Raw genomic sequence first — 12,433 nt, forward strand, 5'->3', positions numbered from 1 at the left:
CTCTCTTGTTTGAACTAATGAATTACACGAATTCCTCCTGTTGAAAAAAATGCAAAAAAGATAAGGGCCGATACCACGCTGAAATCAACACTAGATGACGGGGTAAGGATCACAAGTGATTCATTCTTTGCAGTACCGGCCCTTATTTCGATCGCTCGTTAAAAACGGGGCTTAGAAGGTCTGTTGCTGACCCGGAATCCAGCTGGTGCCGGCCAGTGGTACACGGGCCATAGCAGCAGATTCAACAGTCAGGGCAACCAGATCTTCCGGTTCCAGGTTACGCAGATCATTCTTACCGCAGGCACGGGCCAGGGTTTGCGCTTCCAGGGTTAAAACACGCAGGTAGTTCGCCAGACGACGGCCACCTTCAACCGGATCAAAGCGTTTCATCAGCTCTGGATCCTGGGTAGAAATACCGGCAGGGTCACGACCTTCATGCCAGTCATCGTAAGAACCCGCTGTGGAGCCCAGTTTCTGGTACTCTTCTTCCCACTTCGGATCGTTATCACCCAGCGCGACCATCGCCGCAGTACCGATAGCAACCGCGTCAGCACCCAGTGCCATACACTTGGCCACGTCGGCACCGTTACGGATACCACCGGAGACAATCAGCTGAACCTTACGGTGCATGCCCATTTCCTGCAGTGCCTGTACGGCTTGGGGAATGGCTGCCATGGTCGGAATACCGACGTGTTCGATAAACACGTCCTGGGTGGCTGCGGTGCCGCCCTGCATACCGTCGACGATGATAACGTCAGCACCGGCTTTGACCGCCAGCTTCACATCGTAGTAAGTGCGGGTGGCACCGACTTTGATATAAATCGGCACCTGCCAGTCGGTGATTTCACGCAGTTCCTTGATCTTGATTTCCAGATCGTCAGGACCGGTCCAGTCTGGATGACGACAGGCAGAACGCTGATCCACGCCTTTTGGCAGGGTACGCATCTTCGCCACACGGTCGGTGATTTTCTGACCCAGCAGCATACCGCCGCCACCCGGTTTCGCACCCTGACCCAGTACCACTTCGATGGCATCGGCTTTACGCAGATCATCCGGGTTCATGCCGTAGCGTGATGGCAGATACTGATAGACCAGTTTGGTGGACTGACCGCGCTCTTCCGGCGTCATACCACCGTCACCGGTAGTGGTGGAGGTACCGACTGCTGAGGCGCCACGGCCCAGCGCTTCTTTGGCATAGGCAGACAAAGCACCAAAGCTCATACCGGCAATCGTAACCGGGATTTCCAGCTCAATCGGTTTCTTGGCAAAACGGTTACCCAGCGTGACCGAGGTGTTGCATTTTTCACGATAACCTTCCAGCGGGTAACGCGACATACTCGCACCCAGGAACAACAGGTCATCGAAGTGTGGCAGCTTGCGCTTGGCACCAGCACCGCGGATATCATAAATACCGGTATCGGCAGCGCGACGGATTTCAGCCATCGTCAAACGGTCGAATGTCGCTGACTCGCGCGGTACGGTCATGTATTTTCTCTTTTCAGTCATTTCTATTTCCTCGCAATATCAGCAATTAATAAGCACCAGCGTTATCAACTTTGAAGTTGTAAAGCTGTCTGGCAGAGCCGTAGCGTTTGAAATCTCTCGGGTCCTGATCGGTCACACCGGCACGTTCAAACAGCTCGGTCAGTTCTTCGATGTGTTCGGCACGCATTTCTTTTTCAATGCAGTCCGCACCCAGGGATTTCACACTGCCTTTGACATAGATGTGTGCTTCATAGAGCGAGTCGCCCAGGGCTTCACCAGCGTCACCACAAACGGCCAGTACGCCGGCCTGCCCCATAAAGCAGCTCATGTGACCGACGCTGCCTTTGACGAGGATGTCGACACCTTTCATGGAAATACCACAACGTGAACCGGCGTCGCCTTCAATCACCAGGAGACCACCGTGCGCGGTGGCACCCGCTGCCGATGAGGCATTGCCTTTAACACGTACCAGGCCTGACATCATGTTTTCCGCCACGCCCTGACCGGTGTGGCCGTGAATCGTGATTTCAGCTTCCTGATTCATGCCGGCACAGTAGTAACCGGCCGGACCGTGGATATCGATTTTCAGTTTCTGATTAACACCAACCGCCAGGTTGTGATGGCCTTTCGGGTTCAGCACATCCCATTTTTCGATGGTCATTTCATCATGCTGATCGTGCAGTGCCTGGTTCAGGTCACGCACCGTCTGAACTGACAGGTCAACCGTACCGACACCGTTGATGGTTTCGAATGCAGAGGTTTGTTCTGCTAAGTTGTTTGTACTCATTATCTTCTCCTAATCACCTAATCTCAGTTACCGTTACGTTCCCAGACGTAGATACGTGCAGGTTCCGGTTCCCAGACCTTGGCGTCTTCGATACCCGGCAGGGTTGTCAAAGCCTGGTATTCAGATGCCATTGCCACGTAATCGTCGGTTTCAGCAATGACGGCCGGTTTACAGGCAATCGGGTCACGCACCACAGCAAAACCGTCTTTGGTGCCAATGGTTAAGGTGTAGAAACCGTCCAACGTTTTCAGCGCGTTCTCGAGTGCTTCATTCAGAGAATCACCCTGCTGCAGACGGTAAGTCAGGTAACCTGCTGCGACTTCGGTATCGTTTTCGGTATCGAATTCAATCCCTTCGCGTTGCAGCTCTTTACGCAGGCGGTTGTGGTTGGAAAAAGAGCCGTTATGTACCAGGCACAGATCCAGACCGGTTGAGAAAGGATGGCTGCCTGCCATGGTGACAGCAGATTCCGTCGCCATACGGGTGTGGCCAATGATGTGGCTGCCTTTCATATCGCCCAGTTTGAACATATCAACGATACGTTCCGGCAGACCGACTTCTTTCAGGATTTCGATCGATTTACCTGAACTCATAACCAGTACATCGTCATGATTCTGTTCCAGGTAGTCCTCGACTTTTTCAGCATCGACGCCGACTTTGAACACGGCAACTTTACTGTTCTGGAACCAGTTCACTTTGGTATCCAGGGCCGTTTCGATGTCTTTCGCCAGGGCTGTCCAGTCGTAGTTTTCGTCTTCATGACGCAGGGTCAGTTTGATGCCGTCTTCTACGGCATCGCCGTAGACCGCAAAACCAGCACTGTCAGGACCACGTTCGGTCATCGCAATCAGCATCGGGGCGAACAGTTTGCCAATTTCGCTCTCGTATTTATCGTTTTTCAGATAAAGACCAACGATTCCACACATAAGATTTCTCCTAAAAAACGCCTCTCAGGCGGAGTATTAATAAAACTCAACGTAACGGTTGATTTCCCAATCGGAGACATGACGCATGTACTCCACCCATTCCATGTGTTTCAGTTCCAGGAATTCCTTGGCCAGTCCTTCACCCAAAGCACCTTTCACGACGTCGTCCTTTTCCAGTGCCAGCAAGGCCTCATGGAGGTTTTGCGGCAGGATGCCGATACCGTTTTGTTCCAGTTCGGCCGGTGTCATGTCGTAGAGGTTTGAGTCGTGACCTTTGCCTGGATCCAATTGGCGTTCCACGCCGTCCAGACCGGCAGCAATGGCTGCTGCAGCAGTCAGATAAGGGTTGCAGGTGCCATCCGGCAGCCGCAGTTCGATGCGTCCGTAGGGGATACGCACCATGGTCGAACGGTTGTTATTACCGTAAGAAATATAGGCTGGTGCCCAGGTCGCACCGGACAGGGAGCGGCCGACGACCAGACGTTTGTATGAGTTAACGGTAGGCGCTGCTATTGCAGTCAGTGCAGGAGCATGCTCCAGGATGCCAGCCATAAAGTGATAGGCCATTTTCGACAGGCCAAGACCATTGGGATCACTGTCATCATGGAACAGACTCTTCTCACCATCACCAATCGACATATGCATGTGCATGCCATTGCCGGGGCGGTTACTGAACGGTTTCGACATGAAGGAGCAGATCATGCCCATTTCATTGGCGATTTCGCTGGCACCCATCTTGAACATAATGTAGTCATCAGCGCTCTTGAGGGCATCAGCGTAGGTGTAGTTGATTTCAAACTGACCATTCGCATCCTCGTGGTCGATTTGATAGATATCGAGACCGACTTTCATCAAGGCTTCGGTCATTTTTTCGAGATACTCACCCTGGCGCTTTATACCTTTGTAGTCATAGCAGGGTTTTTGCAGGGTGTCTGTTTCTTCCCATGGTTCAATCTTGCCGGTGACCGGGTCTTTCTTGAGCAGAGAGAATTCAGGTTCCAGGCCGGTATAAAGAATCCAGCCTTTTTCTTCCAGGCGCTTGATCTGATTTTTCAGCACCACACGGCTGTCATGACCGTAAGGTTGTCCATTGACATGACCGTCGCAGATGATGCGGGCATAGCCTGGCTGCCAGGGCAGCAAACTCAGGGTACTTAAATCACCCACCGCCATATAATCGGGACCATTAGGCGCAATGCCCATGCCCCAGATAGCACCCCCGGCAAAGCCGGCACCATTAGTGGTAATGTCTTCCAGGTGTGAAGCAGGGACAGATTTAACCTTGGCGACACCGTGAATATCGACAAACTGAGCCAAGACGTATTTAACATCATTGTCTTTCAGAAACTTCTTGGCCTGCTCGATTTGGGCTGACTCCAGAAGTGTGTCGTTGTGTTCGTATTTCATGATCTCTTTCCTTCTGTTTATAAAAACAGCGTTGGTGATTAAGTAAGCGAGTAATAAAAATTGAAACCGACCGGGCCGCCGCCCTGCTCTTCGATAATGCTGAGCAGGGTTTTCCACAAATAAGGTCCGAAGGTTCCGTCACACCAGATGCGATAAACAGATTGGCCGTTGAGCGTCTGCTTCAGCAGCGTTGCTGACACACCGGCGATGACAGTCATGACCAGACGATTTTCTGCCAGGGTCGCGCCGTCCAGATCGATGGCACACACTTCAGAAAACAGGGCTAGGGTCAGCTCACCGCTGACAATAAATGCCGCGTCATTGCGCATCACTTTATGCACACCGCCCTCATTCACGGCGGTGTCGTTGAGCATCCGGGCAAGGTCGTTTTCCGGCCGGTCTTCCAGCAGAAACTCGGTATTACCCAAACGCATCACCAGACTGCCGTTGTCCTGTGGCGTCCAGCTGTTAGTGGTTTCAGGCAGCTTGATTCCCGCTGTCTGCAACCAGTTGGCAGCCTGTGGTCCTTTCACACCAAAACGATTGAGATTGCTGACATCGCAGATACTCAAGGTCTTGCTGCGTGAGGCTTCCACATCGGCTGCATCAAAGCTCAATGCAGTCTCCATGCCATTGACTTCCCCGCTGACCGGCTTCCTTAATGCGTGAGCAAAGGCCACCGGACTCATTAATACGGCGTCTTGCATGATTACTCTCCTCTACTCTCTAAAAGGTGGAAAAACGGTGCATTGCAGGCGGTCGCCGATACCATCGCACCGGAGTCGGTACGGATCTGGAAACGGGCGCCGTCATGGCTCTGTTCAGGCGGCACAAAGGCAAAGCCGATGTGACGATCAAGATAGCCGCTGTAGGAAATACTGGTGACTCGTCCAGCAATACGGCTTGCACTATCAATGACCAGGTTGCACTCATTTGGCATCTCGCCGTTGAAGCCCGGATCCAGTACAAAAGTGGTCAGCTTCTTGTTAAGCGGCTTTTTCTCCAGGATTTTCAGGCTGCGCTGACCGATGAAGAACGGTTTATCCATCGCCACCAGAGATTCAGAATGCGCTTCAAACGGGTTGGTCAGACCATCGGTATCGTGACTCACCAGGTGATGCCCCATCTCCAGACGCAGCAGACGCTGGGCATCGGTTCCGAATGGGCGTATGCCTGATGATTTACCGGCTTCCATCAGTGCTTTCCAGACATGCAGACCGGCTCTGTAGGGCACATGGATTTCGAAGGCGAGATCCGCAACAAAGCTGACACGCATCACGCGGGCATCGACACCGGCCACTTTTCCGGTACGGAACGCGCCTTTACCCATGCCGGCTTCAGACACATCAATCTCGGTCAGCGCCGCCACGACATCACGGGATTTGGGACCAGCGACAGTCATCGCTGCCATTGCACCGGTCAGGTTGACCAGCGTGACCTGCATCTTCCACAGCTGAACGTAGCGCTGCATTTCACGGTAAACGGTCGCGGCATTGGATGAGTTGGTGGAGACATAAAACTGGTCTTCCGCCATTCTCACCGCGACACCATCGTCACTGACCACACCGGCTTCATCGAGCAGCATGGCAATGCGACTGCCACCGACTTTTTGATCGGCAAACTTACCGGTGTAAAAACGTTCCAGGAAGGCGCCGGCATCGCTGCCGAAGACCTCGATTTTGCCTAGGGTGCTGCCGTCGATCATGCCCACGCTCTCGCGTACCGCCAGCGTTTCCTGCTGTACCGCCTCACTGGCAGTCAGACCGGAACCGGCCGGCGCATAATAGGCCGGACGCATCCAGACACCGGCTTCCATCATTTCACCGCCGTGATCCACATGCCACTGGTGCATCGCGGTATAGCGATGAGGATGGAAACCACGTCCACCCAGGTGACCAATCGGGGTCGGATGGAAGAATGGACGTGCAGTCGTAGTGCCGATTTTTTCTACCGGCAGCTGACGGATACGAGCCAGGATCCGGATGGCATTCATATTGGAATGCTTGCCCTGGCTCGGGCCCATGCCAACCGTGGTAAAGCGTTTCATCAATTCGATATTGTCGAAACCTTCTTTGGCGGCATTGATAAAGTCCTTAACCTGGATATCCTCGTCAAAATCAACAAAGTTCTTGCCTTTGGGATGGTTGACGATGGGATAAGGATGGCTGGGACGGTTGACCGATGCGGCTTTAAAGCGCTCCAGCTGGACCACTTTACCCAGGTAATTAGCGGCTTCCGTCGCGGCACGGCGGCCATCCTGCTGACGTGATTTCAAATCAAACACGCCGTTGACCTTACCGGCAGCAAATACGCCTTCAGGCAGCTGGGCCGGGACGAACTGTTCGACATCATAGTCGTAGCCCATTTTGGTACCAGCCTGGTACAGCAGCGCGGCAGCCGGTGCCCAGCCGGCACTCATAGCAACGCCATCACAACTCAGACGCACACTGCGGCTGGTATCAGCTTCAGCGGTGTTTTCGTTATAAGGACAGACCACCACCTCTTTCACGCCCAGCTTGTCACCAGTGGGCACGGCTTCATAAATGCAGCTGCCTTTATGCACGCTGATGCCACTGTCTTTGACCTTTTGAGTCAACTCCTGACCGGCACCACTGATGCGCATATCGATGACGGCAACGACTTCAACACCGACCGAGGCCAGATCCAGTGCCGTGCGGTAGCCATGATCATTGGCTGTCACAACCACACCTTTATCAAATGGCTTGACCGCATAACGATGCACCAGCCGCTGAGCAGCGCTGCCCAGCATCACGCCTGGCAGATCGTTGTAGCGGAACACGGGGGGTTGCTCGAATACGCCGGTTGCCACAATCACAGATTGTGCGCGCACCTTGGTGATACCGCTTTTTTCGACAATCGGCACCAGGTGGTCAGTGTAATAACCACCGGCATAAGCATCGGTAATCAGGCGGATATTGCTGTTGGCTTCGACTTCACTCAGCAGCGTATTCAGTGTGTCAGCAGAAGTCTGATCACCGGCATAGTCATAGCTCAGACTGCCGCCTGCCTGGCGGTTCTCATCCACCAGAATCACACTCAGGCCTTCTGCTGCCGCAGTCAGGGCCGCTGACAGACCGGATGCACCGGCACCGACTACCAGCACATCACAATGCGCATGGCGTTTAGGACGGATATTGCGCGGGTAGTTAGAGTTAACCTCGCCCAGTCCGGCTGCTTTACGGATTTTGTCTTCCCAGAACGGGAACATCCGTTTGGGTTTATAAAAGGTTTTGTAATAGAAGCCGACCGGCAAAAACGGTGACAAGTAATCGATATACTTGTTCTTATCTTTGATAACGCCGCCATCGGTATTGACCGCTTTCAAGGTCATACCATGGCTGACCGGCCAGACATCAGCGCGAATATTGGTGTCTTCACCATCGGTCATCAGCGCGTTGACATCATGATTGGCAAAACTCAACAGACCACGGGCACGGTGATACTTGAAGCTGCGGCCCAAAACCTGAATACCATTGGCCCACAGTGCACTGCTGATGGTGTCACCCTCGTAACCCTGTACCTGCTGACCTTCGTATTCAAACGTCAGGGGCTTGTCGCGGTTGATCCACTCGCCTCTTTTCTTTGCAATTCGACGGGTCATTTTGCTTCCTCCTGACCGGCAATGTAGGTACGGACGACTTTGTCAGCCATCGTGTCGCGTTCGGCAATAAACCAGGTGCCGCTGGGCCCGTGGTACCACCATTCCTTTTTCACACCGGGTGCACCATGACGGTAGTGCACGTAGGCAGCCCATTCCTTGTCGCTGCAGGTGTCGGGATTCGGCATATCACGGTACTCACCGCCGTAGGTGAATTCGCTGAGAGGCCGGATGCCGTTGATTGGACATTGAAGTAATTTCATGGTGTGTTTCTCACTTAGTGTCCGACCGAGGCTGCACCTTTTTCACCGGTCAGCTCGTAGTCTTCAAAACGGGATAAACGGAAAGGCTGGATCAGATCCGGGGCCGCATCACGGGCGATGGTCTCGGCCATCGTCTTACCGCTGATAGGTGTTGCCTTAAAGCCCCAGGTACCCCAGCCGGCGTCGAGATAGAAACCTTCCACCGGGGTTTTCCCCATCACCGGCGCAAAGTCCGGGGTCAGATCGGCCATGCCGGCCCACTGACGAACCACTTTGACGTTGGACAGGAACGGGAACATATCGACGATGTGCGAAGTGAGGCCCTCGACGAAATCCAGTGAACTGCGGGTTGAATGCACTTCATAAGGATCCAGCGAAGACCCCATGACCAGCTCACCACGGGATGACTGGCTGACATAAACATGCAGGCTGCCGGACACCAGGATGGTATCGAGCCAGGGTTTCATCGGCTCACTGACGCAGGCTTGCAGTGGGTGAATCACAATCGGGGTATCGATATCGACCATGTCGGTAATACGCGGTGTAAAACCGGCAACGGCAGACAAAACCCGGTTAGTTTCGATGTAACCCTTACTGGAATTGACGCCGACGACCTTGCCGCTTTTCACATCGATACCGGTGACTTCGGTCATCTGAAATATTTCCACACCCATACGATCGGCTTCTTTGGCATAGCCCCAGGCCACAGCATCATGACGCGCCACTGAACCGGGTGCGTGATACAGCGCGCCCATAATGGGCGCCTGACCACTACATTGAATATCCAGCTGAGGACAGGCTTTGGAGATTTCATCCGGACCGACCACATAGCTCTCCACACCAACATGTTTATTCACTTCGGCACGCCAGCGCATGGTGCGCATCGCGGATTCGGTGTGCGCCAGTGTGAAGTGACCGCGGGTGGAGTAAAACAGGTTGAGGTCCAGCTCTTCCGACAGGTCCTCATACATTTTGACGCTGGCGTCATAGAAGTTGACGCCTTCCGGTGTCAGGTAATTGGAACGGACGATCGTGGTGTTCCGGCCCGTATTGCCACCACCGATATAGCCTTTTTCCAGCACGGCGACATTGGTGATGCCGTAATCTTTGGCCAGGTAGTAAGCGGCAGCGAGGCCATGACCACCACCGCCGATGATGACGGCATCGTAGCTTTTCTTGGGCTGCGTGCAGTCCCGAAAAAACCGTGGTGCCGGATGTTCTTTGCTAAGACCGTATTTCAAAAGTCCTAATGGCATTCTTTACCTCCACTGCCGTGGTGCTGGCTTCTACTACTTAAGAAGTAGACTGCGGCTACCACCTTTTTAGTAAACATTGTTTCACTGGATGAAACTTGATTTCCATTTACGCATGACTGATTTTTGATGTCAATACTTGCAGTAAACTTTTTTTCATATAATGAATCTTTGAATGGTCTGATGCCCGGAAACTGGGTTATAATCAAAGCCCTGAACAAGGCATACGACGGAGTATTTTCAGGCGTGAACAACAAAGAATCGCTCACCACAGGGACGACCGGCCATTCACTGGATAAACATCTGGGCAATACTTTGCGCCACTTGCGGATGGAGAACGGTCTGACCATTGCCGAAGTCAGTAAGCGGGCTAATGTCAGCCGCGGCATGTTGAGCAAAATCGAAAACGGTCTCACGTCACCCAGCCTCGAAAAACTGGAACATCTGGCTAACGCCCTGGGCGTTACCCTCTCCCGCCTGTTTCATGACTACGACACGCCCAAGGCCGGGGCGCAGTACGTTCCCCATGGCGAGGGCATGGAAGTCGTGCGTCGCGGCACTAAAAGCGGCCACACCTATCATCTGCTGGCCTACGACACGGGCCCGAAAAAGCTGTTTGAACCGTTCCTGATTTCGCTCGATGAAGACAGCGAAGTGTTTGACCCTTTCGAGCACGCCGGTACCGAATTCATTTATATGCTGGAAGGCAAGCTGGAATACTCTGTGGGTGACAAGCTCTATATTCTTGAGCCCGGTGATTCGCTGACATTTGATGCCGAACAGCCGCATCGACCGATGGCCAAGCTGGACATGCCGATCCGCTACCTGGCTATCATCTACTACGACAGCCTCGACGACTTTGAGGGCGACCAACACGGTTAAGTTTGAGCCTGGGCTGATTGGCGAACCAGAATTGCTGCCATATCAGTAAAGCTCTGCATTAATTGCTGTTTGAGATTCGGGCTATAGTTCAGTTTGTCCATAGCCATAGACATACTGGTCAGCCAGGCCTGACTGACACTGTCATCGATATGCACATGCGCATGAATCTGTCGTACGTTGGAGTGCCCCCATTTCTCAGCGTAAAGCTTGGGGCCACCGAATAAACCGGAGAAGAAATTGAACTGCTCCATTCGGGCATGGGCCATCCCATGACCACGCAGATGCAACAGATAAACAGGCTTACCGACCTCTGTCGTTTCCAGAATATTACAGAAAGTCTCAACCAGCCGCTCAACGCCCTCGGCGCCACCAATCTGTCGGTAAATACTTTCACGAGGTTTTGTCATCGCTTGCTGCATGCTTACCCCCTAACCACTCAGCAACCATCAATAAAATGATTTTAGTGAGGGGCAAGAGACGGTGAAATACCGATGAGTGTGTACTCCCAAAGAGGTATATCCGTTACCGCAGCGTGTTTTCACAATGTGACAAACCTGTGTTAACGTCCTACAAAAAAGCGTGGAATTGGCTATGTCATTAAGCCTGTTGGTCTATCGAAGTCGTTCAACCAACCAACTAAAGAAAGATAAAGTTGTGGCGATGTCAAAGCACTTCGCCGACAGAAATCGTCATCGCGATATCACCGGTATGCTGGTGTTTGATGGTGAATTTTTTTTGCAGGTGCTGGAGGGACCCAGGCAAAGGGTGAGCGCTTTATATGAACTGATTCAGACCGATCCCAGACATGATGAAGTCGTCACCGTGCTCGAAGAACCCATATACAGACGCACTTTTGATGACTGGGGACTGGGATTTATCGTCATCAATGATGAGGGTGGTAAGCAAATCATCTCCAGTGACCTCGAGTTTGACGATCAACTCCACAGACTGGGTCTCGATAACCTGGAACGGGTCGATGCAACACGCGCTTCCTTGATCATTGATGCCTTTGCCAAGGGCCGCTGGCGCGACTCCTATAATATCCCCTCAAGAAAACTCTATGACGATCTTAACGGCATCGTGGTAAGGCCGAATGAGAAGGCAGTACCTATCGGAAACTACCCGGTTAATTTTGCTTTCCAGCCTATCGTTAACCCCATCAGTAAACTGGTGACTTCTGCTGAGGCGCTGCTCAGGGGGCCAAATAGTGAATCCCCCCTCTCTATCCTGTCTCAATATAGTGGCATCGATTTGTATCGATTCGACCTGGAATCTAAACAATACGCACTGCAAATTGCAGCAGATATGGGCCTGCCCTGCCGGATTTCACTCAACCTGTTGCCGATGTCACTGATTATGGTGCCGGATGCTGTGGATTTTCTGCTGGATACGATAGAAAGACTGGGGCTTTCCAGTGAGCAGATTGTGGTGGAAATCACCGAAGAAGAGGCTATCACTAATTACGATGCCTTTTTCGGTGCCATTACCCGCTTACGCGGTGCTGGTATCAAAGTAGCGATAGATGACTTCGGTGCCGGCTATGCCGGCCTCTCATTGCTCGCTGAATTTCAACCAGACAAAGTCAAAATAGATCGCAAACTGATCCAGGGCATTCAAACCAATGGCCCCAGACAAGCTATTGTGAGAGCGATTATTGAGTGTTGTTACTCTCTGGGGATCTCGGTCATTGCTGAAGGCGTGGAAGAAGCCGCTGAAGTTCAGTGGTTACTGGCAGCGGGCGTCAGTAAATTTCAGGGCTTTTACTTTGCACGCCCCTCTCTTAACAGTTTCCCACAAATCAACTGGTAAAA

11 protein-coding genes are annotated in these 12,433 nt (G+C 52.6%); 2 read left to right on the top strand and 9 right to left on the bottom strand.

Features of this window, described 5'->3' with window-relative positions; translation table 11 throughout:
* Positions 1-171: 171 nt before the first annotated feature.
* From OMQ46_RS05855 to OMQ46_RS05890, 8 genes are read right to left on the bottom strand one after another with little or no spacing between them, the layout of a single operon-like run.
* Positions 172-1,506, bottom strand: coding sequence for an FMN-binding glutamate synthase family protein (locus OMQ46_RS05855; protein ID WP_266235043.1), 1,335 nt, complete (start codon positions 1,504-1,506; stop codon positions 172-174).
* A gap of 25 nt (positions 1,507-1,531) precedes the next feature.
* On the bottom strand, positions 1,532-2,272 hold the full coding sequence (locus tag OMQ46_RS05860; RefSeq protein WP_266235042.1) for a protein glxC: 741 nt from the start codon (positions 2,270-2,272) through the stop codon (positions 1,532-1,534).
* 23 nt (positions 2,273-2,295) lie between these two features.
* Positions 2,296-3,198, bottom strand: a complete 903-nt coding sequence (locus tag OMQ46_RS05865; RefSeq protein ID WP_266235041.1) for a class II glutamine amidotransferase — start codon at positions 3,196-3,198, stop codon at positions 2,296-2,298.
* Positions 3,199-3,234: 36 nt separating this feature from the next.
* Positions 3,235-4,605 carry a type III glutamate--ammonia ligase gene (gene glnT, locus OMQ46_RS05870; protein ID WP_266235040.1) on the bottom strand — a complete coding sequence of 457 codons (1,371 nt, stop codon included), beginning with the start codon at positions 4,603-4,605 and terminating at the stop codon, positions 3,235-3,237.
* 38 nt (positions 4,606-4,643) lie between these two features.
* The gene (locus OMQ46_RS05875; RefSeq protein ID WP_266235038.1) at positions 4,644-5,312 is read right to left on the bottom strand and encodes a sarcosine oxidase subunit gamma; all 669 of its coding nucleotides are present in this window, start codon (positions 5,310-5,312) and stop codon (positions 4,644-4,646) included.
* Between the two features lie 2 nt (positions 5,313-5,314).
* Positions 5,315-8,227, bottom strand: coding sequence for a 2Fe-2S iron-sulfur cluster-binding protein (locus OMQ46_RS05880; protein WP_266235036.1), 2,913 nt, complete (start codon positions 8,225-8,227; stop codon positions 5,315-5,317).
* Positions 8,224-8,487: a sarcosine oxidase subunit delta gene (locus OMQ46_RS05885; protein ID WP_266235034.1), complete on the bottom strand. Its 264-nt coding sequence runs from the start codon at positions 8,485-8,487 to the stop codon at positions 8,224-8,226. Before OMQ46_RS05885 ends, OMQ46_RS05880 begins: the two co-directional genes overlap by 4 nt.
* Before the next feature lie 14 nt (positions 8,488-8,501).
* Positions 8,502-9,743 (bottom strand): FAD-dependent oxidoreductase, encoded by a 1,242-nt coding sequence (locus OMQ46_RS05890; protein WP_266235033.1) that lies wholly within the window; start codon positions 9,741-9,743, stop codon positions 8,502-8,504.
* A gap of 243 nt (positions 9,744-9,986) precedes the next feature.
* On the opposite strand from OMQ46_RS05890, the gene OMQ46_RS05895 reads away from it, so the two are divergent.
* Positions 9,987-10,622, top strand: coding sequence for a helix-turn-helix domain-containing protein (locus OMQ46_RS05895; RefSeq protein ID WP_266235031.1), 636 nt, complete (start codon positions 9,987-9,989; stop codon positions 10,620-10,622).
* On the opposite strand, the gene OMQ46_RS05900 is transcribed toward OMQ46_RS05895, so the two are convergent.
* Positions 10,619-11,029 carry a group II truncated hemoglobin gene (locus OMQ46_RS05900; protein ID WP_266235029.1) on the bottom strand — a complete coding sequence of 137 codons (411 nt, stop codon included), beginning with the start codon at positions 11,027-11,029 and terminating at the stop codon, positions 10,619-10,621. The genes OMQ46_RS05895 and OMQ46_RS05900 overlap by 4 nt on opposite strands.
* A gap of 184 nt (positions 11,030-11,213) precedes the next feature.
* Between OMQ46_RS05900 and OMQ46_RS05905 the strand changes: the two genes are divergently transcribed.
* Positions 11,214-12,431, top strand: a complete 1,218-nt coding sequence (locus tag OMQ46_RS05905) for a diguanylate phosphodiesterase (protein WP_266235028.1) — start codon at positions 11,214-11,216, stop codon at positions 12,429-12,431.
* Positions 12,432-12,433 lie beyond the last annotated feature (2 nt).

Source organism: Methylophaga sp. OBS1 (assembly GCF_026319365.1).